The organism is Acidovorax sp. SRB_24 (assembly GCF_012931925.1).
The window spans coordinates 47,291-70,224 of sequence record NZ_MWOM01000019.1; the positions used below are offsets into that span (position 1 = coordinate 47,291).

Consider the following 22,934-nt stretch of genomic DNA (forward strand, 5'->3'; position numbering starts at 1 on the left):
GCGGCGGGTTCAGAACAGCACGCGGCTGCGGATGGTGCCCGGCACCCGGGCCAGCTTGTCCAGCGCCAGGTCGGACGAGGCAGCATCCAGGTCGATCACCACATAGCCGACCGCCTCATTGGTCTGCAGGTACTGGGCGGCAATGTTGATGTGGTTGTCCGACAGGATGCGGTTGATGTGCGACAGCACGCCGGGCACGTTGCGGTGGATGTGCAGCAGGCGGTGCTTGCCGGGGTGCGACGGCAGCGCCACTTCCGGGAAGTTGACCGACGAGGTCGAGGTGCCGTTGTCGCTGTACTTGACGAGCTTCTCGGCCACTTCCAGGCCGATATTGGCCTGCGCCTCCATGGTCGAGCCGCCGATGTGGGGCGTGAGGATGACGTTGTCGAGCCCGCGCAGCGGCGACACAAACTCGTCCTTGTTGCTGCGCGGCTCGACCGGGAACACGTCCACGGCCGCGCCCAGCAGCTTTTTCTGGCGCAGGGCCTCGGCCAGCGGCTCGATCTCGACCACCGTGCCGCGCGCGGCATTGATCAGGATGCCGCCCGGCTTCATGGCGGCGATCTCGGCGGCGCCGATCATCCACTGCGTGGACGGCAGCTCGGGCACATGCAGGCTGACGATGTCGCTCTGCCCCAGCAGCGCGTGCAGGCTGTTCACCTGGCGCGCGTTGCCCAGCGGCAGCTTGTTGACCACATCGTAGAAGGCCACGTGCATGCCCAGGGACTCCGCCAGCACCGAGAGTTGGGTGCCAATCGACCCATAGCCGACGATGCCCAGCGTCTTGCCGCGGATCTCGTAGGCGTTCTCGGCCGACTTCATCCAGCCGCCGCGGTGCGCTGCCGCGCTTTTCTCGGGGATGCCGCGCAACAGCAGGATGGCCTCGGCCAGCACCAGCTCGGCCACCGAGCGGGTGTTCGAATACGGCGCGTTGAACACGGCAATGCCGCGCTCGCGCGCGGCGTTCAGATCGACCTGGTTGGTGCCGATGCAAAAGCACCCCACGGCGACGAGCTTGTGCGCCTGCGCGAACACCTCGGCCGTCAGCTGGGTGCGCGACCGGATGCCGACGAAGTGCACGTCGGCAATCTTCTGCTTGAGCACCTCGTCGGGCAGCGCGCCCGCCAGGGATTCGATCTGCGTATAGCCCGCCGATCGCAACACATCGAGCGCGGAAGGATGGACCCCCTCCAGCAACAGAAATTTGATTTTGCTTTTGTCCAGCGACGTGTGGGGCATGGGGATATCCAGTGTCGAAAAGGTGGAAACAAGGTTCAGGCGCTGCTCCAGCGCCCCGCCAAGAGCATGCTGCAACGCACAAAACCTTGGGGCGCAAGGTGCAATACCCTGCGCGGAGTCCGCAAATCGTCACACAAATGTCACAAATTAGCGACAATCGCCGGTCAAGCAACCCAGCCGAAAGCGGGTTTCCCCTGTTGGGCAGGTTTTCAGGGTGTGCGACAACGACACACTTTTGACACATGGGCCGCCTAGCATGGCCCTTTCGTGCCTTTCGTCTTTCACCGAGGAGATTCCATGAAGTTCAAACACCTGACCCTGAGCGCGGCCATCGCCGTTGCGGTGTGCGCTCCGGCGCATGCGCAAACCGAAATACAGTGGTGGCATTCGATGACCGCCGTGAACAACGAGTGGGTGAACGACCTGGCCAAGCAGTTCAACGAAAGCCAGAAGGAATACAAGATCGTGCCGACCTACAAGGGTTCGTACGACGAAAACATGACGGCCGCGATCGCCGCGTTCCGCTCGGGCAACGCGCCGCACATTCTGCAGGTGTTCGAAGTGGGCACGGCCACCATGATGGCGAGCAAGGGCGCCACCGTGCCCGTGGGCAAGGTCATGACCGACGCCGGCCAGGCGTTCGACCCCAAGGGCTACATCCCTGCGGTGGCCGGTTACTACACGGCACCCAACGGCCAGATGCTGAGCTTTCCGTTCAACAGTTCGACCACGGTCTTCTACTACAACAAGGACGCCTTCAAGAAGGCCGGCCTGAACGCCGACAAAGCCCCTGCGACGTGGCCTGAAGTGTTCGAAGCGGCCAAGAAGCTCAAGGCCAGCGGCCACAGCTGCCCCATGACCCTGGCGTGGATGGGCTGGACCCAGCTCGAGAGCTTCTCGACCTGGCACAACGTCGAGTTCGCCACCCACCAGAACGGCTTGGGCAAGGACGGCATGGCCGCGCGCCTGAAGATCAACTCGCCACTGCACGTGCGCCATATCGACAACCTCGCCAAAGCCGCCGCCGCTGGCGAGTTCGTCTACAAGGGCCGCGGCTCCACCGCCCAGGCCTCGTTCACGGCCGGCGAGTGCGCCATGATCCAGACGTCTTCGGGCTTCTACGGCGATGTGGCCAAGAACGCGAAGTTCGCCTACGCCATCGCACCCCTGCCCTACTACCCAGACGTCAAGGGCGCGCCACAGAACACCGTGATCGGCGGCGCCAGCCTGTGGGTGATGGCCGGCAAGAAGGCCCCTGAGTACAAGGGCGTGGCCGAGTTCTTCACCTTCCTGTCGCAGACCAAGGTGCAGGCCGCCAGCCACCAGCGCACGGGCTACCTGCCGATCACCCTGGCCGCCTACGACCTGACCGAAAAGTCGGGCTTCTACCAGAAGAACCCCGGCACCGACGTGGCCGTGCAGCAGATGATCCGCAAGGTGACCGACAACTCGCGCGGTATCCGCCTGGGCAACTACGTGCAGATCCGCACCATCGAGGACGAAGAACTCGAGCAGGTGTGGTCGGGCAAGCAGACGGCCAAGGCCGCGCTGGACGCCATCGTCAAGCGTGGGGACGAGCTGCTGGTGCGCTTTGAGCGCGCCAACAAGGGCAAATAATCGGCGCATGAACCCTGCCCTGCCCGGTACGGGACAGGGCAGCAGCCTGGGGCCGCAAAACCCCAGGCTCTGCGCAAGGGCACAATAGCGCCACTTCGTATGGCACCGCGCCATTTTTCTTGCATCGGGGGCCGCGCTTGCGCGCCGGCCCAGCACCATCCGCCGCGACCCGCAAGGGGCTCGGCGGTTGTTTTATTGTGAATCTCCATGGAAAAACGCGTACTTTTCCGATCCCGGTGGCTCCCCTGGGCATTGATGTTGCCGCAGCTCGTCATCATCGGCGTCTTCTTCTTCTGGCCCGCCAGCCAGGCGCTCCTGCAGTCGATGCAGGTGCAGGACGCCTTTGGCCTGTCCACCGAATGGGTGGGCCTCGATAACTTCCGCCAGCTGTGGGACGATCCCAACTACCTGGAGTCCTTCCAGACCACCGCCTGGTTCTCGGTGCTGGTCGCCGCTTTGGGCATCGGCATCTCGCTGGTGCTGGCCATTTTTGCCGACCGCATCGTGCGCGGCGCCATGGTCTACAAGACCTTGCTGATCATGCCGTACGCCGTGGCGCCGGTCATCGCCGGGGTGCTGTGGGTGTTCATCTTTTCGCCCTCCATCGGGGTTGCGACCTTTGGCCTGCGCGCCATCGGCGTGGAGTGGAATTACCTGATGGACGAAAGCCAGGCCATGGCGCTGATCATCATCGCCTCGGTCTGGAAGCAGATCTCCTACAACTTCCTGTTCTTCCTGGCGGGTCTGCAGTCGATTCCCAAGTCGCTGATCGAGGCCGCCTCGATCGACGGTGCGGGCCCGTGGCGCCGGTTCTGGAACATCCAGCTGCCGCTGCTCTCGCCCACCACGTTCTTCCTGCTGGTGATCAACATCGTCTACGCGTTCTTCGACACCTTCGGCATCATCGACGCCACCACCAGCGGCGGCCCCGGCCAGTCGACCTCGATCCTGGTCTACAAGGTCTACCAAGACGGGTTCAAGGCGCTGGACCTGGGCGGCTCGGCGGCGCAGTCGGTGATCCTGATGGTCATCGTGGTGGCGCTCACCATCGTGCAATTCCGCTACGTCGAGAAAAAGGTGCAGTACTGATGTCTGTCTCTTTCATTGCACCCGTCTGTTCCGTGAATCTGGAGTCCGCACATGGTTGACCGCCGTCCCTGGCTCACCGTCCTTTCGCACGCCGTGATGCTCCTCGGCGTGCTGGTGGTGGCCTTCCCCCTGTACCTGGCTTTCATTGCCTCGACCCACACCGCCCAGGCCATCGTGCAGGCGCCCATGCCGCTGCTGCCCGGCGCCAACCTGTGGGCCAGCTACGAGGCCGCGCTGCTGGGCTCGGGCAAGCTCGGCTCCAACACCACGGTGGCGCACATGATGTGGGTCAGTTTCGTGACCGCCATGGTGATCACCGTGGGCAAGATCGCGATCTCGCTGTTGTCGGCGTTCGCCATCGTGTACTTCCGCTTTCCCTTCAAGATGTTCTGCTTCTGGGCCATTTTTCTGACCCTGATGCTGCCGGTGGAAGTGCGCATCCTGCCCACCTACAAGGTCGTGGCCGACCTCGGCATGCTCAACAGCTACGCGGGCCTGACGCTGCCCTTGATCGCCTCGGCCACCGCCACCTTCCTGTTCCGCCAGTTCTTCCTGACGGTGCCGGACGAGCTGGTGGAGGCCGCGCGCATGGACGGCGCGGGTCCGATGCGCTTCTTCAAGGACATTCTGGTGCCGCTGTCCAAGACCTCGATCGCGGCGCTGTTCGTGATCCAGTTCATCTACGGCTGGAACCAGTACCTGTGGCCGCTGCTCATGACGACCAGCGAAGACATGTACCCGGTGGTGATCGGCATCAAGCGCATGGTCGCCGGTGGCGGTGACGCCGCCATCGACTGGAACGTGGCCATGGCCACGGCCATCCTGGCCATGCTGCCCCCCACGGCAGTGGTGATCCTGATGCAGAAGTGGTTTGTCAAGGGCTTGGTCGATACCGAGAAATAAGCCGCAGCCACCCTCTTTTGACCTATTGAACGAATACTCCCATGGCTTCCATTTCCCTCAAAAACGTCGTCAAGCGCTACGGCAGCGGCAAGACCGCCGTGCCCGTGATCCACGGCGTCAATGCAGAAATCGCCGACCGCGAATTCATCGTCATCGTCGGCCCCTCGGGCTGCGGCAAATCCACCCTGCTGCGCATGATCGCCGGCCTCGAAGAAATCTCCGGCGGCGACATCTGCATCGGCGACCGCGTGGTGAACAACCTGGAACCGGCCGCGCGCGACATCGCCATGGTGTTCCAGAACTACGCGCTGTACCCGCACATGACGAACTTCGACAACATGGCCTATGGCCTGAAGATCGCCAAGGTGCCCAAGGACGAGATCAAGGCGCGCGTGGACAAGGCCGCCAAGATTCTGGAGCTGTCGCACCTGCTCGACCGCAAGCCGCGCCAGCTCTCGGGCGGCCAGCGCCAGCGCGTGGCCATGGGCCGCGCCATCGTGCGCCAGCCGCAGGTGTTTTTGTTCGACGAGCCGCTGTCGAACCTCGACGCCAAGCTGCGCGCGCAAACCCGCATCGAGATCCAGAAGCTGCACCTCGAACTCGGCATCACCAGCCTGTTCGTGACGCACGACCAGGTCGAGGCCATGACGCTGGCGCAGCGCATGATCGTCATGAATGCTGGCGTCGTGGAACAGTTCGGCACGCCCGAAGAGGTCTACCACACGCCGGCCACCACCTTTGTCGCCAGCTTCATCGGCTCGCCGCCCATGAACCTGCTGCAGCACGCGCCCGGCTGCCAGAAAGGGCGCATCGTGGGCATCCGCCCCGAGCACCTGGACATCGGCATCGGCGACACCGGCTGGCAGGCGCAGGTCGACGCCGTCGAGCTGCTGGGCGCCGAGCGCCTGGTGTACGCCAAGGTGGGCGATGAGGCCCTGATCGTGCGCATCGAAGAAGGCCAGCCCGCGCCACGCGTGGGCGAGAGCATCCACGTCAGCCCGCGCGAAGGCCGCCTGCACTGCTTCGACGCCGAGACCGGCAAGCGCATCTGACGGGCCGGGGGGAAAACTACCATGAAGATCACCGACGCATGGCCCTACCCGCGCTGGGTTGCGCACCGCGGCGCGGGCCGGCTCGCGCCCGAAAACACGCTGGCCGCGTTCCGCCTGGGCGCCGCCCACGGCTACCGCATGTTCGAGTGCGACGTCAAACTCAGCAGTGACGGCGTGCCCTTCCTGATGCACGATGCGGCGCTGCCCCGCACCACCAATGCCGCGGCGCACCTGCCGGCGGGCGCGAGCCTGGTCGGCGGCGAGCACCCCTGGGCGACGCTGGCGCAGCTCGACGCGGGCGGCTGGCACTCGCGCCAGTACGCGGGCGAGCCGCTGCCCACGCTCGACAACGTGGCCGCCTGGTGCCTGGCCAACGGCTACGGCCTGAACATCGAGATCAAGCCCACGCCCGGCACCGAGCGCGAGACCGGCGAGGTCGTGGCGCGCCGCGCCGCGCAGCTGTGGGCGGGGCAGACGGTACCGCCGCTGCTGACCTCATTCCAGGTCGAGGCGCTCGCGGGTGCGCGCACGGCCGCGCCGGCCCTGCCGCGTGGCCTGCTGCTCGACAAGCTGCCGGCCGACTGGCTGGACACGGCGCGCATGCTCGGCTGCGTGGCCGTGGTCTGCAACCACGCGCTGTGGGACGCCGCCACCGTGGCGCAGGCGAAAAGCGCCGGCCTGCGCTGCCTGAGCTACACCGTCAACGACGCATGGGCGGCCCAGCGCCTGTGGGACCTGGGCACGGACAGCATCATCACCGACCGGGTCGATCTGTTCAGCCCGTCGGCCTGAGCGAAAAGCTTGCGCTCACGAAAAGTGAGCTGCTTGCGCAGGTTTTGATTTGGTTTCAGATAGTTTTCGATCTGAAACCCTGCAAATACCAGCGCTGGCAGCTCACTTTTTTGATAGCCGCGCGGGGCACGCGCCCTGCGCGTCGTCAGGCCGGCTGCGCCAGCGCCGCGCGCACATGGGCCGCCACCACACCCATCAACGCGTCCAGATGCGCGCGCAAGGGCGCAAAACCGGCGTTGGGCTCGCGCGTGGCCTCGTCCATGTAAACCGGGCGGCGGATCTCGATCTGCAGGCTGTGGCGGTTGAGCTGCGGCTGGCCGATGCGGCCGATCAGCTCGACGCCCTTGTACGGGTCGTTCACCGCCACGCTGTAGCCGAAGCCGCGCAGCGTGTCGGCCACCAGCTGCACGAACTCGGGCGCGCAGGTCGTGCCGTCGCGGTCGCCGAGCACGAAGTCGGCCAGGGGCCGCTCGCTCGCGATGCCCAGGCGCTGGTACGCGTCCTGCGGCATCGAGTGCAGGTTCAGGTGCCAGACGGCGCCAAAGTCGCGCACGCTCGCGTCGATCGCCTGCTGCAGGGCCGCGTGGTAGGGGCGCCAGCAGTTCGCGATGCGCCCCTGCACCTCGGCCACGCTGAGCGCGCGCTGGTACATCGGCGTGGCCGCGTTCAGGCGGCTCCAGACCAGGCCAAAGCCCAGCCGGGTCTTGGGACCCGGCTGCAAAGGCTGCGGCCACGGCCCGTCGAGCAGGCCCGCGTCGAGGTCGGTCTCGGCGCGGTTGGGGTCGATGTAGGTGCGCGGAAAGTTCGCCGCGATCAAGGTCGCGCCGTGCGCCGGCGCACCGCCCCAGAGCGTGTGGATGTGCGTGTCCTCGCCGCGGCGCAGCAGCGCCAAGGGTACGGCGTGGCCAAAGTCGGCCGGGTAGGCCGTGCCGCTGTGCGGCGAATCGCACACCAGCGGCAGGGCCGCCGCGGTGGGCAAGCGCACCTCGACCGGGGTGTCCGGCCGGGGCTGCAGGAAGTCGGGCAAGGCCATCAATCGAGCCGGATGTTGGCCTTCTTGGCCACGCCCTGGTAGCGCGCAATCGCGGTATCGATCTGCTTGGCGAACTGCGCCGGCGTGTTGGCCATGGACTCGCCCGAGATCGCGTTCATGCGCTCGATGTAGTCGGCGCTGGCCATGACCTTGTGCGCCGTGTCGTTGAGCTTCTGGATGATGGCCTTGGGCGTGCCCGCGGGCGCCACCAGGCCGAACCAGCCGCCGTCGCCCATGCCAGGGTAGCCCAGCTCGGCGTAGGTCGGCACGTCGGGCAGCACCGGGCTGCGCTTCAAGGCCAGCACGGCCAGCGGGCGCAGTTTGCCGGCCTTGATGTGCGGCAGCGTCGAGGGCAGGTTGTCGGTCATGGCGTTGACCTGGCCGGCCAGCGCGTCGTTGATGGCCTGGCCCGCGCCCTTGTAGGGGATGTGCAGCAGGTCGATGCCTGCCAGGTCCATGAAATTCTCGATGTTGGCATGGCCCAGCGAGCCGGTGCCCGGCGAGGCAAAGGTGTACTTGCCGGGGTGGGCCTTGGCCAGCGCGATGAATTCCTTCATGGTCTTGGCGGGCACGCTGGTGTGCACGACGAACACGCTGGGCACGGCCATCACGTTGGTGATCGGGGCGAAGTCCTTCACGGCGTCGTAGGGCAGCTTGGCGTAGATGGCCGGGTTGGCGCCGTGCGTGCTCACCGTGGCCATGCCGATGGTGTAACCGTCGGGCGCAGACTTGGCGATCGCGTCGGCGCCCAGCGAGCCGCCGGCGCCGCCCTTGTTGTCCACCACCACGGCCTTGCCGAGCAAGGCGCCCATCTTGTCGGCCAGCATGCGCGCGACCATGTCGGTGGAGCCGCCTGCGGCAAACGGCACGATCAGCTTGATCGGGCGGCTCGGGTAGTCGCTGGCCTGGGCCAGCGCGGCAGGGGCCGACAGCGCGGCAACGGTGCTGGCGGCCAGGGCGACCAGGCTACGGCGAGACATCATGGCTTTCTCCTTTGTAATGGTTCGAGCGGCCATTCTGGTCAATCGCGCCAGAGAGGAAAAGCGACAATGTGGCACCAACCCATTACCAACGCTCACCATTCATCTGCCATGCGCATCCGCTCCCCTTCGCTGTCCGAACTGCACGCCTTTGCCACGGCCGCGCGGCTGGGCAGCTTCTCGCAGGCGGCCGACGAACTGCATGTCACGCAGGGCGCCATCAGCCGCTCCATCGCGCGCCTCGAAGAACACCTGGCGCTGGCGCTGTTCGTGCGCGAGGGCCGGCGCAGCGTGCTCACGGCCACCGGCCAGTCCTACCTTGACGCCATTGCCCCGGCGATCGCCAGCATCGAGGCGGCCACCGTGGCCCTGCAGACGCGGCGCACGGCGCGCGCGCTGCGCCTGTCGGTCGCGCCGACGCTGTTCAGCCACTGGCTGATTCCGCGCCTGCCCGATTTCCACGCGCGCCACCCCGACACCACGCTGTCGTTCGCCCCCTACCGGCGCGACGACCCGCTGCAGGCGCCCGAGATCGACGCCTGGCTGCGCGTGGGCGCGCGCGAGTGGCCGCGCCACATCCAGGCCGAATACGTGGTCGGGCGCGAATTGGTGCCCATCTGCCGGCCCGCCGACCTGCACGGCCCCCACGCCATCCGCACGGCGCACGACCTGATAGCGCGCCCGCTCCTGTTCCACACCAACTACCCGGACAACTGGGCCCGCTGGTTCGCCGGCGTGGGCTGCGCGCACGCGCCGCTGGCGCCGGCGGCCGACTTCGAACTGGTCGGCCTGCTGGTGCAGGCGGTGATCGCCGGACTGGGCGTGGCCGTGGTGCAGCGCTGCCTGGTCGAGCCCGACCTGGCCGCCGGCCGCATCGCCATCGCCGTGCCGCAGGCGGTGGAGATCGACCGCGGCTACTACCTGTGCCAGCCGCCCGGCCGCGTGGCGCCGGCGGCGCTGCACGATTTCAGGCAGTGGCTGCTGTCCCAGCCGCAGCACGCAACGCCGTGACCGGGGCAAAGGCCCCCGCCGCCCGGCGATCCGGCCGCCGCTCAGTGCCGCCACGCGCGCAAGAAACACCACTGGCAGCTGGCGCACACCAGCACCAGCGCGGCATAGGTCAGCATCTTGCCGTCGCGCCCGAACGCCCACAGTCCGGCCAGCAGCACGCCGCTGCCCAAGATGAAATTGATAGCTATCTGCGCCCACCAGGCCTGCGTTACAGGCATTTTTCGCCAAAAAACCCGGCTGCCCAACCAGAGCAGCACGGACAGCGCCGCCGCCGGAGCAAGGAAGTTGAGCAGGTGGTTGAGAGCGTCCAGCGGACCCATGGAAATGACCCAGATCAAGGTTTGAAGGGCAAAGGCTGCCCTGCTTGCCCAACAATTTTATAATCGCGCACTATGGCAGTCTGGGCCCTCGGCATCAACCACACCACCGCGCCGCTCGATCTGCGTGGCCGCTTTGCGTTCGCGCTCGACCAGATCGCGCCGACGCTGCACGGCCTGCGCCAGGCGCTGGGGCAGAGCGATGCGCACCGCGGCATCGAGTCGGCCATCATCTCCACCTGCAACCGCACCGAAATCTACTGCGCCGGCGACCATGCGGCGCTGGACCACACGCTGGGCTGGCTCGCGCACAGCGGCGGCGTCAGCACCGATGTGCTGCGCTCGCACTCCTACACGCTGCAAAACGGCCCGGCCGCGCGCCACGCCTTCCGCGTCGCCAGCGGGCTCGATTCGATGGTGCTGGGCGAGCCGCAGATCCTCGGCCAGATGAAGGACGCCGTGCGCGCCGCCGAGACCGCCGGCGCCCTGGGCTCCACGCTCAACCAGCTGTTCCAGCGCAGCTTTGCCGTCGCCAAGGAGGTGCGCACCGCCACCGAGATCGGCGCGCACAGCATCAGCATGGCGGCCGCTGCCGTGCGCCTGGCGGGCCAGCTGTTCGAAGACCTGGGCAAGACGCGCGTGCTGTTCATCGGCGCGGGCGAGATGGTCGAGCTCACCGCCACGCACTTTGCCGCACGCAACCCGCAGTCGATCGCCATCGCCAACCGCACGCTCGAGCGCGGCGAAAAGCTCGCCACGCGCTTTGGCGGCGAGGTGCTGCGCCTGGCCGACCTGCCCGAGCGCCTGCACGAATTCGACATCGTCGTCAGCTGCACCGCCAGCACGCTGCCCATCGTCGGCCTCGGCGCGGTCGAGCGGGCCCTGAAAAAACGCCGCCACCGCCCCATGTTCATGGTCGACCTGGCCGTGCCGCGCGACATCGAGCCCGAGGTCAAGCAGCTCCAGGACGTCTACCTCTACACCGTCGACGACCTCGCCAGCGTGGTGCAGACCGCGCAGGCCAGCCGCCAGGCCGCCGTCGCGCAGGCCGAGGCCATCATCGATGCCGGCGTGCAAAGCTTCATGCACTGGATGGACCAGCGCGACCCGCAGCACGGTGTGGTGCCGCTGATCCGCCAGATCCAGGGCCAAGCCGACACCTGGCGCGCCATCGAGATTGCGCGCGCGCGCCGGCGCCTGGCGCGCGGCGACGACGTCGAGGCGGTGCTCGACGCCCTTGCGCGCGGCGTCGCCAAGAAGATGCTGCACGGCACTATGGCCGAGCTGCGCAACGCCGACACGGCAGCGCGCGAGCAAACGGCGCGCACGGCGTCGCGCCTGTTCCTGCGCTCCCAGAGCAAAAAACCCCTCTAGCGCTGACCCCATCAGCGTCACTAGCTACGTTTTTGGTAGCTAAAACCCTTATTCCTGCATGCAACCCTTTCTCCAGACCCAGTTGGAGCGCTATGCCCGGCGCCTGGACGAGCTCGACTTCCTGCTCTCGCGCGAGGACATCATGGGCGATATGGCGCAGTACCGCCTGCTCTCGCGCGAGCATGCCGAGGTCACGCAGGTCGCGGGGCGCTATGCGCGCTGGCGCCTTTGCGCAGCCGATCTGCAGGGCGCGCGCGAGTTGCTCGAAGACCCCGACATGGCCGAGATGGCGCAGGAGGAGATGGCCAGTGCCGCAGCCGAGCTGCTGCAGCTCGAAGATGAGCTGCAGCGCCTGCTGCTGCCCAAGGACCCCGACGATGCGCGCAACGCCTTCCTCGAAATCCGCGCCGGCACTGGCGGCGACGAGTCGGCACTGTTTGCCGGCGACCTGGCGCGCATGTACATGCGCTATGCCGACCGCGTGGGCTGGAAGGTCGAAGTGGTGAGCGAAAGCGCCGCCGAGCTCGGCGGCTACAAGGAAATCGTGCTGCGCATCGCGGGCCCGGCCGACAGCGGCCCCTCCGGTAGCGGCGTCTATGGCGCGCTGCGCTTCGAGTCGGGCGGCCACCGCGTGCAGCGTGTGCCCGCGACCGAAACGCAGGGACGCATCCACACCAGCGCCTGCACCGTGGCGGTGATGCCCGAGCCCGACGAGCATGAAGCCATCAAGCTCAACCCGGCCGACCTGCGCATCGACACGTTTCGTGCCAGCGGCGCCGGCGGCCAGCACATCAACAAGACCGACTCGGCCGTGCGCGTGGTGCACCTGCCCACCGGCATCGTCGCCGAGTGCCAGGACGGCCGCAGCCAGCACGCCAACAAGGCCAAGGCGCTGCAGGTGCTGCAGGCGCGCATCCAGGAGAAGGAGCGCAGCGAGCGCGCCTCGAAGGAAGCGGCCGAGCGCAAGGGCCTGATCGGCAGCGGCGACCGCAGCGACCGCATCCGCACCTACAACTTCCCGCAGGGGCGCCTGACCGACCACCGCATCAACCTCACGCTCTACAAGCTCCTGTACGTGATGGAAGGCGACCTGGACGAGGTGCTGCAGGCACTGGCGCACGCGCGCGAGGCCGAGCAGCTGGCCGAACTCGAAGCGCAGACGGCCTGAGGCCGGCTGTCGCCGTTAGAAATTCGATCAAAACACCTTCCAGCGCTTACCCTGCAAGCGCCGGAAGCTATTAAAACCATAGTGACAACCGACCTCCCCCCGACCACGCTGGCCCAGGCCCTGGCCGCCGCCCAAGCCCAGGGGCTGGCGCGCATCGACGCCCAGCTGCTGCTGCTTCACGCGCTCGGGCACGCAGGCGCGGGGCGCGCCTGGCTGCTGGCGCATGACAACGATGCACTCGGCGCCGAGGCGCAGGCCCGCTTTGCCGCGCTGTGCCAGCGCCGTGCCGCGGGCGAGCCCGTGGCCTACCTGACGGGCGTCAAGGAGTTCTACGGCCTGGCGCTACAGATCGACGCGCGCGTGCTCGACCCGCGTCCCGACACCGAAACGCTCGTCGACTGGGCGCTCGCAGCCATCGCGCCGCTGCCGGTGCCGCGCGTGCTCGACCTGGGCACGGGCAGCGGCGCCATCGCGCTGGCCGTGCAGCACCAGCGGCCGCAGGCACAGGTCAGCGCGGTCGATGCCAGCCCCGATGCCCTGGCCGTCGCGCAGGCCAACGCCGCGCGGCTGCAGCTGCCGGTGCAGTTCCACCGGGGCCACTGGCTGCAGGGCGTGGGCGGGCGCTTCGACGCCATCGTCTCCAACCCGCCCTACATCGCCGCAGCCGACCCGCACCTGGCCGCCCTGGTGCACGAGCCGCGGCAGGCGCTGGCCAGCGGCGCCGACGGGCTCGACGACCTCCGCGCCATCGTCGCGCAGGCGCCGGCGCACCTGGAACCGGGCGGCTGGCTGCTGCTCGAACACGGCTGGGACCAGGCGGGCGCCGTGCGCGCGCTGCTGCAGGCCGCCGGCTTCGCCCAGGTGCAAAGCCGCAAAGACCTCGCCGGCATAGAGCGTTGCTCGGGCGGCCAGTGGCCGACAGTGAAATAATCCCTTTGTACCCACCGGGGCCCCTGGCCCCTCTTTTACGGAGCCCCCATGAGCGATACCCAGAAACGCATCGACGACCTCGTCAAATCCAGCGACGTGCTGCTGTTCATGAAAGGCACGGCGAGCTTTCCGATGTGCGGCTTTTCCGGCCGCGCCATCCAGATCCTCAAGGCCTGCGGCGTCGACCCCAAGGCCATCACCACCGTGAACGTGCTCGAAGACGACGAAATCCGCCAGGGCATCAAGGAATACAGCCACTGGCCGACGATTCCGCAGCTCTACGTCAAGGGCGAATTCATCGGCGGCTCGGACATCATGATGGAGATGTACGAGTCGGGCGAACTCAAGCAGGCGCTCGGCGCCGCCTGAGCGGCCCGCTGCTGCGCACGAAGCCGCCCGCCGGGCGGCTTTTTTGTGCCCGCCCGGCGGTGAAGGGGCCGCTACACTGGCGGCGGCACAGGGCCGCGAGGGGCGGCCGGTGCGCCACGCTCCCCCGGACCATGCTAGAAAACACCTTCACCATCGTCGCCCTGATTGCCGCCAGCGCCTTCTTCTCGATTGCCGAGATTTCCCTGGCCGCCTCGCGCCGGCTGCGCCTGCGCCAGCTGGCCGACGAGGGCGATGCGCGCGCCGACCGCGTGCTGCGCGTGCAGGAGCAGCCGGGCGACTACTTCACCGTGGTGCAGGTGGGGCTGAACGCCGTGGCCATCCTCGGCGGCATCATCGGCGAGAGCGCGCTGAGCCCGCACTTTGCGGCGCTGTTCGGCCTGTGGATGTCGGCAGAACAGGCGCAAACGGCCGGCTTCGTGGCCTCTTTCTTCGTCATCACCTCGCTGTTCATCCTGTTTGCCGACCTGTTCCCCAAGCGCCTGGCCATGACCGATCCCGAGCGCCTGGCGCTGCGCGTGGCCACGCCGATGGGCTGGTGCATCACGGCGCTGCAGCCGCTGGTGTGGCTGTACAGCCGCACGGCCGACGCCCTGTTCCACCTGCTGGGCCTGCCGACGCGGCGCGACGACCGCGTCACCTCCGACGATGTGCTGGCCATGATGGAGGCCGGTGCGCGCGCGGGCGTGCTGCCCGAGCGCGAGCAGCAGGTGATCACCAACGTCTTCGAGCTCGACACCCGCATGGTGGGCAGCGCCATGTCGCAGCGCGAGCGCATCGCGTTCTTCCTGCGCGACGATCCGGACGACATGATCCGCGTGCGCATCGCGGCCGAGCCCTTTTCGACCTACCCCGTGTGCGAGGGCGACATCGACCATGTGGTCGGCTACGTGGACGCCAAGGACCTGTTCCAGCGCATCCTGAACAACCAGCCGATTTCGCTGCAGGACGACAGCCTGGTGCGCAAGGTGCTGATCGTGCCCGACCGGCTGACGCTGTCCGAAGTGCTCGAGCAGTTCCGCCAGGTGCACGAGGACTTTGCCGTCATCGTCAACGAGTACAGCCGCGTGGTCGGCGTGGTCACGCTCAACGATGTGATGAGCACTGTGATGGGCGACCTGGTGGGACCGGACGACGAGGAGCAGATCGTGCGCCGCGACGAGGATTCCTGGCTGATCGATGGCATGACGCCGATCAGCGACGTGCTGCATGCCCTGGCGCTCGATGCGCTGCCGCACGAGGCGGAGTACGAGACGCTGGCGGGCTTCTTGATGGTGATGCTGCGCCGCGTGCCGCGGCGCACCGACAGCGTGGTCTGGGGCGGCTACAAGTTCGAAGTGCTCGACGTGGACCGCTACCGCATCGACCAGGTGATGGTGTCGCGCCTGCCCGAGGGCGCGGGCACCGGCGCCGTGCCCCCGGTGGCCTGAATCCGGCGGTCAGCCCGCCAGGCGGCCGTCGAACAGCCAGCTGCGCTGCGCCGTGAACACCGCATTTGGGTACGGGGCACGGCCTCGGCTGCCGTTGTAGCGGCCCAGCGTCATGAACAGATCCCCGCGCTCGCGGTCCAGATAATGGCGCAGGATCACGCAGCCAAAGCGCAGGTTGGTCTGCATGTGGAACAGCTTGCCCGGGTCGCCGTCGCCGATGACGCGGGTCCAGAACGGCATGACCTGCATGTAGCCGCGCGCCCCGACGCTCGAGACGGCGAACTTGCGGAACGCGCTCTCGACCTGGATCAGGCCGAGCACCAGCGACACGTCGAGCCCGGCGCGCCGGCTTTCGTACCACACGGTCTGCAGGAAATCGCGGCGCACCTCCCATTCGGGCTTGCGCCGGCGCAGCCGATCGCTCATGGTGGCCAGCCAGCGCAGGTACAGCAGGCGCGCCTCGGTGCTCGCGAATTCGGGCTCGGGCGGTGCCTGGTTGGCGATGGCGGAACTCAGCGCGGTGCGCACCGAGTCCATCAAGGGCTCTTCGAGCTGGCTGCCCGCATGGGCCTGCGCGGGCAGGCCCAGCCAAGCCGCGGGCCCCAGGGCCAGCGGTGCCAGGCAGGCGCGCCGCGAAAGCCCCCCCAGGCTCATGCGGCCAGCCGGCCCTGGAGATGGGCCAGGATGTCGGCGGTGGCGACCTTGGTGGCTGCGCTGTCGCGGCGGTGCTGGTATTCGACCTGGCCTTCCTTGAGGCCACGGTCGCCAATGGTCACGCGGTGCGGCACGCCGATCAGCTCCCAGTCGGCGAACATGGCGCCGGGCCGCTCGCCGCGGTCGTCGAGGATCACGTCCACGCCCGCGGCCAGCAGGTCGGCGTAGAGCCGGTCGGCCGCGGCCTTGACGTCGGGGAAGCGGTCCGGCGTGATCGGGCACAGCACGACGGTGAACGGCGCAATCGCGTCGGGCCAGATGATGCCGCGCTCGTCGTGGTTTTGCTCGATGGCGGCGGCCGGCAGGCGCGTGATCCCGATGCCGTAGCACCCCATTTCAAAGAAGGCCGGCTTGCCGTCTTCGCCGAGGAAGCTGGCGTTCATGGCTTGGCTGTATTTGGTGCCGAGGTAGAACACATGGCCGACCTCAATGCCGCGCTCGATGGCCAGCACGCCCTTGCCGTCGGGCGAGGCGTCGCCGGCCACCACGTTGCGGATGTCGGCCACCAGGTGGGGCTCGGGCAGGTCGCGGCCCCAGTTCACGCCGGTCATGTGGAAATCGGCTTCGTTGGCGCCGCAGATCCAGTCGGCCATCAGCGCCACTTCGCGGTCCACCACGATGTGGACCGGCTTCTTCAGGCCCATCGGGCCCAGATAACCGGGCTTGCAGCCAAAGTGCTCCTCGATCTCGCCCTGGGTGGCAAAGCGCGAACCGCCGCCCAGGCCCGGCACCTTGCCGACCTTGATCTCGTTCATGTCGTGGTCGCCGCGCAGCAGCAGCAGCCAGACCTGGCTTTTCACGATTTCGCCGGTGTCATTGGTTTCGTCGGTGGCGAGCACCAGCGATTTCACCGTGGTTTGCAGCGGCACGCCCAGCAGGTCGGCCACGTCGGCGCAGGTGCTCTTGCCGGGGGTCGGCGTCTTGGCCAGGGCCTGTGCGGGAGCAGCGCGCGGACCAGCGGGCGCCAGCGCCTCGGCCTTTTCCAGGTTGGCGGCGTAGTCGCTGCCCGGGCAGTAGACGATGGCGTCCTCGCCCGTGGCGGCGATCACCTGGAATTCTTCGCTCAAATCGCCGCCAATGGCGCCGCTGTCGGCGGCCACGGCGCGGTAGGTCAGGCCAAAGCGGTCGAAGATGCGGCGGTAGGCCTGCGCCATGACCTGGTAGCTGGCCTTGGCCGCGGCCGGGTCGCGGTCGAAGCTGTAGGCGTCTTTCATGGTGAATTCGCGCCCGCGCATCAGGCCAAATCGCGGCCGGCGCTCGTCGCGGAACTTGGTCTGGATCTGGTAGAAATTCTTGGGCAGCTGCTTGTAGCTGCGCAGTTCCTGGCGCGCGATGTCGGTCACCACTTCTTCGCTGGTGGGCTGGACCACGTAGTCGCGCCCGTGGCGGTCGTGGATGCGCAGCAGCTCAGGCCCCATTTTCTCGAAGCGGCCCGTCTCCTGCCACAGTTCAGCGGGCTGCACCACCGGCATGGCCAGCTCGACGGCACCTGCGCGGTTCATTTCCTCGCGCACGATGGCTTCGACCTTGCGCACCACCCGCAAACCCATCGGCATGTAGTTGTAAATGCCCGCACCCAGTTTTTTGATGAGACCGGCCCGTGTCATGAGCTGGTGGCTGACCACTTCGGCGTCGGCCGGAGCTTCTTTGAGGGTGGAAATAAAGAACTGGGAAGCTTTCATCGGTGCAATATCAGGCCAATGGAGATGGGTCCCATTGCCGCGCCCGAGGGGCCGTGCATAATGGACACAACTATAGATTTTGGGGTTCGATTATGCTTGACCGGGACGGCTTTCGGCCGAACGTCGGCATCATCCTGCTCAACCAGAAAAACCAGGTGTTCTGGGGCAAACGCATACGCACCCACAGCTGGCAGTTTCCGCAGGGTGGCATTGACCGGGGCGAATCCCCCGAGCAGGCCATGTTCCGTGAACTGCACGAAGAGGTGGGACTGCAGCCAAACCATGTACGCGTGGTTGCCCGCACCCGGGACTGGTTGCGCTACGAGGTGCCAGACCGGTACATCCGCCGCGATGCGCGCGGCCACTACAAGGGCCAGAAGCAAATTTGGTATTTGCTGCAGCTGATGGGTTACGACTGGGATTTGAATCTGCGTGCCACCAACCACCCTGAATTCGATGCCTGGCGCTGGAACGATTATTGGGTTCCGCTCGACGTGGTGGTGGAATTCAAGCGCGGCGTCTATGAAATGGCGTTGACCGAGCTGGCGCGTTTTCTGCCGCGCCATGAACCGCGCAACCGCTATCTGCGCAGCGGCATGCGCACACGCGAGCACGACATTGCCGGCCTCGCCATGCACCGCAGCAGTTCGCTGCTGCTGCAGCCTGGCATGGAATTGCCGCCCGGCGCGAGTTTCGACCCCGACCCGCAAAGCGGCTTGGCCGCGCCCAGCGAATCCCTGGAACTGCCGCAGGACCGGCAGAACCGCTTCCCCGACGCGCGCTCTTGAGAGACAACAGAGGATTGCCTGGCCATGCCATGGCGCTAGCTGCAGCGCACAGGCCCACCGTGGCAGGCGCGCGCGGCCCGCAGGCGTCTATCCCCCCATCAACACCAGGTTGTCGCGGTGCACCATCTCGGGCTCCGCAGCGTATCCCAGAAGCCTTTCAAACTCGGATGAAGGCTTGCGGCACAGCAGCCGTGCCTCGGCACTGGCGTAGTTCGCCAGACCGCGGGCAATCTCTGCGCCAGCCGGATCGCGCACAGCAATCACGTCGCCGCGCGAGAAGTCCCCTTCCACGGCGGTCATGCCGATGGGCAGCAGGCTTTTGCCTTCGGCGCGCAGCTTGGTCGCGGCCCCTGCATCCACCGCCACCGCGCCGCGCAGCTGCAGGTGGTCGGCCATCCATTGCTTGCGTGCCTGGGTCTTGGCCGTTTGCGCAACGAGCAAGGTACCGATGCCCTCGCCCCGCGCCAGGCGCAGCAGCACATCGGGCTCACGGCCCCAGGCGATCACGGTGGAGGCGCCCGAGCCGGCGGCGCGCTTAGCCGCCAGGATCTTGGTGAGCATGCCGCCACGGCCAATGCTGGAGCCAGCCCCGCCGGCCATGGCCTCCAGCGCCAGGTCGCCCGCACGCGCCTCGTGCACAAACTGCGCCGCCGGATCGCGGCGCGGATCGGCCGTGAACAAGCCCTTCTGGTCGGTCAGGATGACCAGCGCGTCGGCCTCGACCAAATTCGCCACCAGCGCGCCCAGCGTATCGTTGTCGCCAAACTTGATTTCGTCGTTGACGACGGTGTCGTTCTCGTTGATGACGGGCACCACGCCCAGCTCCAGCAGCGTGAGCAGCGTCGAGCGCGCGTTCAGGTAGCGCTCGCGGTCGGCCAGATCGGCGTGCGTGAGCAGCACCTGCGCGCTGCCCATGCCTTGCTCGCGCAGCTTGGTCTCGTACATCTGGGCCAGGCCCATCTGCCCCACGGCGGCCGCCGCCTGCAGCTCATGGATTTCCCGCGGGCGCACAGTCCAGCCCAGGCGCTTCATGCCTTCGGCCACCGCACCGCTCGAAACCATGATGACCTCGCGTCGCCCCGCGCCATCGTCGCCGCGCACCAGCGCGGCCAGTTGGCGGCTCCATTCGCCAATCGCGGCCTCGTCGAGGCCCCGTCCCTCGTTCGTCACGAGGCTGGAGCCCACCTTCACGACAATGCGGCGGGCATCGCGCAGCACACCAGAGATCATTTTTTCGGTCATTTTGGCTTGTAGCGCTTATGCAGAAAGCGCTAGATGCTATAAAAACAATAGCTCACTGAACCGTCCACCGCAGCCTATCAAACGGGTGCGTCGCCTGAAAAACGCGGATCCAGCTCGGCCACAGGCGCCTGCTCCGCGACCTGCTGCGCTTTGACGTGGCGGTAGATGGCGTGGATCAGTGCCTCGCAGCCTTCGCGCGTCAGGGCCGAGATCTCGAACACCGGACCCTTCCACTTGAAGCGCTTGACGAAGTCGGCCACGCGCGCGGCGCGCTCATCGGCGGCCACCATGTCGAGCTTGTTGAGCACCAGCCAGCGCGGCTTCTCGTAGAGCGCTTTGTCGTACTTCTTCAGTTCGCCCACGATCGCCTTGGCTTGCGCCACCGGGTCCACGCTGTCGTCAAACGGCGCCATGTCCACGACGTGCAGCAGCAAGCGCGTGCGCTGCAGGTGCCGCAGGAATTGGTGGCCCAGGCCGGCGCCTTCAGACGCCCCTTCGATCAGGCCCGGAATGTCGGCCACGACAAAGCTCTGCTCGGGCGCCACACGCACCACACCCAGGTTGGGGTGCAGCGTGGTGAAAGGGTAATCGGCGATCTTGGGGCGGGCGTTCGATACCGCCGCAATGAAGGTCGACTTGCCCGCATTGGGCATGCCCAGCAAGCCCACGTCGGCCAGCACCTTGAGTTCGAGCTTGAGGCTCTTCTTGTCGCCGGGCCAGCCCGGCGTCTTCTGGCGCGGCGCACGGTTGATGGCGCTCTTGAAGCGCATGTTACCAAAGCCCCCGTCGCCGCCTTTGGCGATGGTGATGACTTCGCCGGGCTCCAGCAATTCGTACAGCACCTCGCCGGTTTCGGCATCGCTGATGATGGTGCCCACGGGCATCTTGAGCGCGATGTCGCTGCCCGCCGCGCCGAACATGTCCGAACCCATGCCATGCTCACCCCGCTTGGCTTCATGGCGGCGCGCATAGCGGAAATCCACCAGCGTATTCAGGTTCGGGTCGGCAACCGCGAACACATGTCCGCCGCGCCCGCCGTCGCCGCCGTTCGGGCCACCGAATTCCTTGTATTTTTCGTGCCGGAACGACACGCAACCATTGCCGCCATCCCCGGCAGCAATGTCTATGTAGGCTTCGTCGACGAACTTCATAAGGTATCCAGTTTACAAAACAGCAGCCAGTCGGGCGCTGCAGCACCCCAAAAGCACAAAGCCCCGACAGTGCGGGGCAACGGCATGCAGCGACGCTACCGGCGCTGCGCGCCCGAAAAAACAAAGCCCCGACCAAGCGGGGCTTAGGGTGCCAAGAAGCGGTGAAGCCTCAGGCTGCAGTCACGTTGACCATGTGCTTGGACAACGCGCCCTTGTGGGAAAACGACACGTGACCGTCTACCAGGGCGAACAGCGTGTGGTCTTTGCCCACGCCGACATTGGTGCCGGGGTGGAACTGAGTGCCGCGCTGGCGCACGATGATGGATCCGGCGCTGATCAGTTCACCACCGAAAGCCTTCACACCGAGCATTTTGGGCTTGGAATCGCGCCCGTTTCGCGTAGAGCCGCCGCCTTTTTTCTGTGCCATGACTCAGCTCCTTCTTTAAGCAGCAATGTCGCCGATTTGCAGTTCGGTGAACTGCTGGCGGTGACCTTGGCGTTTTTGATAGTGCTTGCGACGGCGCATCTTGAAAATGTGCACCTTGTCGTGCTTGCCGTGCGCCACAACGGTGGCTTTCACGGTTGCGCCGGACACCAGGGGCGTACCGACCTTCAGTTCGGCGCCGTTTCCGACGGCCAGAACCTGGTCGATGACGATTTCCTGGCCTACGTCCGCAGCAATCTGTTCTACTTTAATTTTTTCGCCGGAAGCAACGCGATACTGCTTGCCGCCGGTTTTTATGACCGCGTACATGTTGACCTCTTTGACTCTGTGTACCCCAGGGTACTTTTTGTGAGTTTTCACAGACGAATTTCTGCGAAGCCCGAGATTCTACCATCAATGCCTTTTTGCGCCACGCCGGCTGTTTGCCATTGCCACCGCGGCAAACATCCGCAACACAGCTTCCTATAATTCGTGGCAACGCTTGTGACCACCACCTTGATTGCCACCACCCCCCCCTCCCCACTCGCCCATTCACTTCTTGGCCTCATTGCAGGCGACATGTTCGAAGTGGACCGTGTCATCTCCCAGCGCCTGGCATCGGGCGTGCCGCTGGTCGGGCAGATTTCGCAATACATCATTGCCGCAGGGGGCAAACGGCTGAGGCCCTCCCTGTTGCTGATGTTGTGCGGCGCACTGGAGTACCGGGGCAGCCAGCGCTTCACCCTGGCCGCGGTAGTGGAGTTCATCCACACCGCGACGCTGCTGCACGACGACGTAGTCGATGCCTCCACGCTGCGCCGCGGCCGCGCCACGGCCAATGAAACCTTTGGCAACCCCGCCAGCGTGCTGGTGGGTGACTTTCTTCACTCGCGTGCATTCCAGATGATGGTGGACGTGGACAACATGCGCATCATGCAGATCCTGGCCGACGCGACCAACGTGATCGCAGAAGGCGAAGTGCTGCAGCTCATGAACATGCACGACGCCTCGCTCGACGAAGCCGGCTATTTGCGTGTGATCCGCTCCAAAACAGCCAAGCTGTTCGAAGCCAGTGCCCGGCTCGCCGCCGTGCTTGCCGGCAGCGCCCCGGCCGTTGAAGAAGCGTGTGCCACTTACGGCCAGGCGCTCGGCACTGCCTTCCAGATCATTGACGACGTGCTGGATTACGACGGCGATGCCATCGAGATGGGCAAAAATCTGGGCGACGACCTGCGCGAAGGCAAAGCCACACTGCCGCTCATTGCCGCCATGCAGCGCGCCTCGGCGCAAGACTCGGCCACGGTGCGCCATGCCATCGAAAACGGCAGCACAGAACAGCTCGAACGCGTGGTTGCCATCGTGCGCGAGACCGGCGCTCTCGGTGTGGCGCGCGATGCCGCAGCCGCAGAAGCACGCCGCGCCATGGACGCGCTGGACCAGCTTCCCGCCAATGAATACACCTCAAACTTGCTACAATTGGCGGCTGAGCTTCTTGCACGGCGCACCTGACGCAGCGCGCTGCGCAAAAAGCCATCGGGGTGTAGCTTAGCCTGGTAGAGCGCTACGTTCGGGACGTAGAGGCCGGAGGTTCGAATCCTCTCACCCCGACCA

23 protein-coding genes and 1 tRNA gene are annotated in these 22,934 nt (G+C 66.5%); 14 read left to right on the forward strand and 10 right to left on the reverse strand.

Annotation, left to right across the window (positions count from 1 at the left end):
* Positions 1 to 9: 9 nt before the first annotated feature.
* Positions 10 to 1,239, reverse strand: a complete 1,230-nt coding sequence (gene serA, locus B2J89_RS09175; protein ID WP_169167707.1) for a phosphoglycerate dehydrogenase — start codon at positions 1,237 to 1,239, stop codon at positions 10 to 12.
* 297 nt (positions 1,240 to 1,536) lie between these two features.
* Between serA and ugpB the strand changes: the two genes are divergently transcribed.
* From ugpB to ugpQ, 5 genes are all read left to right on the forward strand, one after another.
* Positions 1,537 to 2,856 carry a sn-glycerol-3-phosphate ABC transporter substrate-binding protein UgpB gene (gene ugpB / locus B2J89_RS09180; protein ID WP_169167708.1) on the forward strand — a complete coding sequence of 440 codons (1,320 nt, stop codon included), beginning with the start codon at positions 1,537 to 1,539 and terminating at the stop codon, positions 2,854 to 2,856.
* A 207-nt stretch (positions 2,857 to 3,063) separates the two neighbouring features.
* A complete protein-coding gene (ugpA, locus tag B2J89_RS09185) occupies positions 3,064 to 3,945 on the forward strand; it encodes a sn-glycerol-3-phosphate ABC transporter permease UgpA (protein WP_169167709.1) in 882 nt (293 codons plus the stop codon).
* Between the two features lie 51 nt (positions 3,946 to 3,996).
* Positions 3,997 to 4,848, forward strand: coding sequence for a sn-glycerol-3-phosphate ABC transporter permease UgpE (gene ugpE / locus B2J89_RS09190; protein ID WP_169167710.1), 852 nt, complete (start codon positions 3,997 to 3,999; stop codon positions 4,846 to 4,848).
* A gap of 41 nt (positions 4,849 to 4,889) precedes the next feature.
* Positions 4,890 to 5,900 (forward strand): sn-glycerol-3-phosphate import ATP-binding protein UgpC, encoded by a 1,011-nt coding sequence (locus B2J89_RS09195; protein ID WP_169167711.1) that lies wholly within the window; start codon positions 4,890 to 4,892, stop codon positions 5,898 to 5,900.
* A gap of 21 nt (positions 5,901 to 5,921) precedes the next feature.
* Positions 5,922 to 6,692, forward strand: a complete 771-nt coding sequence (gene ugpQ / locus B2J89_RS09200; protein WP_169167712.1) for a glycerophosphodiester phosphodiesterase — start codon at positions 5,922 to 5,924, stop codon at positions 6,690 to 6,692.
* Between the two features lie 145 nt (positions 6,693 to 6,837).
* Here ugpQ and B2J89_RS09205 read toward each other — a convergent pair whose 3' ends face one another.
* Both B2J89_RS09205 and B2J89_RS09210 read right to left on the reverse strand, forming a co-directional pair.
* Positions 6,838 to 7,725, reverse strand: coding sequence for an N-formylglutamate amidohydrolase (locus B2J89_RS09205; protein ID WP_205763675.1), 888 nt, complete (start codon positions 7,723 to 7,725; stop codon positions 6,838 to 6,840).
* Complete coding sequence (locus B2J89_RS09210; RefSeq protein WP_169167713.1) at positions 7,725 to 8,708, reverse strand: tripartite tricarboxylate transporter substrate binding protein BugE; 984 nt, start codon at positions 8,706 to 8,708, stop codon at positions 7,725 to 7,727. The genes B2J89_RS09205 and B2J89_RS09210 overlap by 1 nt, the downstream gene beginning before the upstream one ends.
* Before the next feature lie 108 nt (positions 8,709 to 8,816).
* On the opposite strand from B2J89_RS09210, the gene B2J89_RS09215 reads away from it, so the two are divergent.
* Positions 8,817 to 9,716 (forward strand): LysR substrate-binding domain-containing protein, encoded by a 900-nt coding sequence (locus B2J89_RS09215; protein ID WP_169167714.1) that lies wholly within the window; start codon positions 8,817 to 8,819, stop codon positions 9,714 to 9,716.
* Positions 9,717 to 9,757: 41 nt separating this feature from the next.
* Here B2J89_RS09215 and B2J89_RS09220 read toward each other — a convergent pair whose 3' ends face one another.
* Positions 9,758 to 10,036: a hypothetical protein gene (locus B2J89_RS09220; protein ID WP_169167715.1), complete on the reverse strand. Its 279-nt coding sequence runs from the start codon at positions 10,034 to 10,036 to the stop codon at positions 9,758 to 9,760.
* Between the two features lie 72 nt (positions 10,037 to 10,108).
* Between B2J89_RS09220 and hemA the strand changes: the two genes are divergently transcribed.
* The 5 genes from hemA (at position 10,109) to B2J89_RS09245 (ending at position 15,322) form a co-directional block, all read left to right on the forward strand.
* On the forward strand, positions 10,109 to 11,407 hold the full coding sequence (gene hemA, locus B2J89_RS09225; protein ID WP_169167716.1) for a glutamyl-tRNA reductase: 1,299 nt from the start codon (positions 10,109 to 10,111) through the stop codon (positions 11,405 to 11,407).
* 58 nt (positions 11,408 to 11,465) lie between these two features.
* Complete coding sequence (gene prfA, locus B2J89_RS09230; protein WP_169167717.1) at positions 11,466 to 12,575, forward strand: peptide chain release factor 1; 1,110 nt, start codon at positions 11,466 to 11,468, stop codon at positions 12,573 to 12,575.
* 81 nt (positions 12,576 to 12,656) lie between these two features.
* Positions 12,657 to 13,505, forward strand: a complete 849-nt coding sequence (gene prmC, locus B2J89_RS09235) for a peptide chain release factor N(5)-glutamine methyltransferase (RefSeq protein WP_206041640.1) — start codon at positions 12,657 to 12,659, stop codon at positions 13,503 to 13,505.
* 48 nt (positions 13,506 to 13,553) lie between these two features.
* Positions 13,554 to 13,874 (forward strand): Grx4 family monothiol glutaredoxin, encoded by a 321-nt coding sequence (gene grxD, locus B2J89_RS09240; RefSeq protein ID WP_169167718.1) that lies wholly within the window; start codon positions 13,554 to 13,556, stop codon positions 13,872 to 13,874.
* 131 nt (positions 13,875 to 14,005) lie between these two features.
* Positions 14,006 to 15,322, forward strand: coding sequence for a hemolysin family protein (locus B2J89_RS09245; RefSeq protein WP_169167719.1), 1,317 nt, complete (start codon positions 14,006 to 14,008; stop codon positions 15,320 to 15,322).
* A gap of 9 nt (positions 15,323 to 15,331) precedes the next feature.
* On the opposite strand, the gene B2J89_RS09250 is transcribed toward B2J89_RS09245, so the two are convergent.
* Together B2J89_RS09250 and B2J89_RS09255 are read right to left on the reverse strand one after the other, a co-directional pair.
* Positions 15,332 to 15,976: a lytic transglycosylase domain-containing protein gene (locus tag B2J89_RS09250; protein WP_169167720.1), complete on the reverse strand. Its 645-nt coding sequence runs from the start codon at positions 15,974 to 15,976 to the stop codon at positions 15,332 to 15,334.
* Positions 15,973 to 17,718, reverse strand: coding sequence for a proline--tRNA ligase (locus B2J89_RS09255; RefSeq protein WP_169167721.1), 1,746 nt, complete (start codon positions 17,716 to 17,718; stop codon positions 15,973 to 15,975). Before B2J89_RS09255 ends, B2J89_RS09250 begins: the two co-directional genes overlap by 4 nt.
* A 92-nt stretch (positions 17,719 to 17,810) precedes the next feature.
* Here B2J89_RS09255 and B2J89_RS09260 point away from each other — a divergent pair, with 92 nt between their 5' ends.
* Positions 17,811 to 18,506, forward strand: a complete 696-nt coding sequence (locus tag B2J89_RS09260; protein WP_169167771.1) for an RNA pyrophosphohydrolase — start codon at positions 17,811 to 17,813, stop codon at positions 18,504 to 18,506.
* Between the two features lie 87 nt (positions 18,507 to 18,593).
* On the opposite strand, the gene proB is transcribed toward B2J89_RS09260, so the two are convergent.
* From proB to rplU, 4 genes are all read right to left on the reverse strand, one after another.
* Positions 18,594 to 19,736 (reverse strand): glutamate 5-kinase, encoded by a 1,143-nt coding sequence (gene proB / locus B2J89_RS09265; protein WP_169167772.1) that lies wholly within the window; start codon positions 19,734 to 19,736, stop codon positions 18,594 to 18,596.
* A gap of 89 nt (positions 19,737 to 19,825) precedes the next feature.
* A complete protein-coding gene (gene cgtA / locus B2J89_RS09270) occupies positions 19,826 to 20,899 on the reverse strand; it encodes an Obg family GTPase CgtA (protein ID WP_169167722.1) in 1,074 nt (357 codons plus the stop codon).
* Positions 20,900 to 21,068: 169 nt separating this feature from the next.
* Positions 21,069 to 21,326 carry a 50S ribosomal protein L27 gene (gene rpmA / locus B2J89_RS09275; RefSeq protein ID WP_169167723.1) on the reverse strand — a complete coding sequence of 86 codons (258 nt, stop codon included), beginning with the start codon at positions 21,324 to 21,326 and terminating at the stop codon, positions 21,069 to 21,071.
* Positions 21,327 to 21,341: 15 nt separating this feature from the next.
* Complete coding sequence (gene rplU / locus B2J89_RS09280) at positions 21,342 to 21,653, reverse strand: 50S ribosomal protein L21 (protein WP_119014632.1); 312 nt, start codon at positions 21,651 to 21,653, stop codon at positions 21,342 to 21,344.
* Between the two features lie 249 nt (positions 21,654 to 21,902).
* Between rplU and B2J89_RS09285 the strand changes: the two genes are divergently transcribed.
* Positions 21,903 to 22,832 carry a polyprenyl synthetase family protein gene (locus B2J89_RS09285; protein WP_169167773.1) on the forward strand — a complete coding sequence of 310 codons (930 nt, stop codon included), beginning with the start codon at positions 21,903 to 21,905 and terminating at the stop codon, positions 22,830 to 22,832.
* 25 nt (positions 22,833 to 22,857) lie between these two features.
* Positions 22,858 to 22,934 (forward strand) — tRNA-Pro (locus tag B2J89_RS09290).

Excerpts from the sequence above, each read along its gene's own strand:
- grxD (WP_169167718.1), top strand. The coding sequence starts at position 13,554 with ATGAGCGATACCCAGAAACGCATCGACGACCTCGTCAAATCCAGCGAC.
- B2J89_RS09195 (WP_169167711.1), top strand. The coding sequence starts at position 4,890 with ATGGCTTCCATTTCCCTCAAAAACGTCGTCAAGCGCTACGGCAGCGGC.
- proB (WP_169167772.1), bottom strand. The coding sequence starts at position 19,736 with ATGATCTCTGGTGTGCTGCGCGATGCCCGCCGCATTGTCGTGAAGGTG.
- B2J89_RS09220 (WP_169167715.1), bottom strand. The coding sequence starts at position 10,036 with ATGGGTCCGCTGGACGCTCTCAACCACCTGCTCAACTTCCTTGCTCCG.
- ugpE (WP_169167710.1), top strand. The coding sequence starts at position 3,997 with ATGGTTGACCGCCGTCCCTGGCTCACCGTCCTTTCGCACGCCGTGATG.
- B2J89_RS09250 (WP_169167720.1), bottom strand. The coding sequence starts at position 15,976 with ATGAGCCTGGGGGGGCTTTCGCGGCGCGCCTGCCTGGCACCGCTGGCC.
- serA (WP_169167707.1), bottom strand. The coding sequence starts at position 1,239 with ATGCCCCACACGTCGCTGGACAAAAGCAAAATCAAATTTCTGTTGCTG.
- rpmA (WP_169167723.1), bottom strand. The coding sequence starts at position 21,326 with ATGGCACAGAAAAAAGGCGGCGGCTCTACGCGAAACGGGCGCGATTCC.
- rplU (WP_119014632.1), bottom strand. The coding sequence starts at position 21,653 with ATGTACGCGGTCATAAAAACCGGCGGCAAGCAGTATCGCGTTGCTTCC.
- ugpA (WP_169167709.1), top strand. The coding sequence starts at position 3,064 with ATGGAAAAACGCGTACTTTTCCGATCCCGGTGGCTCCCCTGGGCATTG.
- hemA (WP_169167716.1), top strand. The coding sequence starts at position 10,109 with ATGGCAGTCTGGGCCCTCGGCATCAACCACACCACCGCGCCGCTCGAT.
- cgtA (WP_169167722.1), bottom strand. The coding sequence starts at position 20,899 with ATGAAGTTCGTCGACGAAGCCTACATAGACATTGCTGCCGGGGATGGC.
- prfA (WP_169167717.1), top strand. The coding sequence starts at position 11,466 with ATGCAACCCTTTCTCCAGACCCAGTTGGAGCGCTATGCCCGGCGCCTG.
- ugpB (WP_169167708.1), top strand. The coding sequence starts at position 1,537 with ATGAAGTTCAAACACCTGACCCTGAGCGCGGCCATCGCCGTTGCGGTG.
- B2J89_RS09245 (WP_169167719.1), top strand. The coding sequence starts at position 14,006 with ATGCTAGAAAACACCTTCACCATCGTCGCCCTGATTGCCGCCAGCGCC.
- ugpQ (WP_169167712.1), top strand. The coding sequence starts at position 5,922 with ATGAAGATCACCGACGCATGGCCCTACCCGCGCTGGGTTGCGCACCGC.
- B2J89_RS09285 (WP_169167773.1), top strand. The coding sequence starts at position 21,903 with ATGTTCGAAGTGGACCGTGTCATCTCCCAGCGCCTGGCATCGGGCGTG.
- B2J89_RS09215 (WP_169167714.1), top strand. The coding sequence starts at position 8,817 with ATGCGCATCCGCTCCCCTTCGCTGTCCGAACTGCACGCCTTTGCCACG.
- B2J89_RS09260 (WP_169167771.1), top strand. The coding sequence starts at position 17,811 with ATGCTTGACCGGGACGGCTTTCGGCCGAACGTCGGCATCATCCTGCTC.
- B2J89_RS09205 (WP_205763675.1), bottom strand. The coding sequence starts at position 7,725 with ATGGCCTTGCCCGACTTCCTGCAGCCCCGGCCGGACACCCCGGTCGAG.
- B2J89_RS09255 (WP_169167721.1), bottom strand. The coding sequence starts at position 17,718 with ATGAAAGCTTCCCAGTTCTTTATTTCCACCCTCAAAGAAGCTCCGGCC.
- B2J89_RS09210 (WP_169167713.1), bottom strand. The coding sequence starts at position 8,708 with ATGATGTCTCGCCGTAGCCTGGTCGCCCTGGCCGCCAGCACCGTTGCC.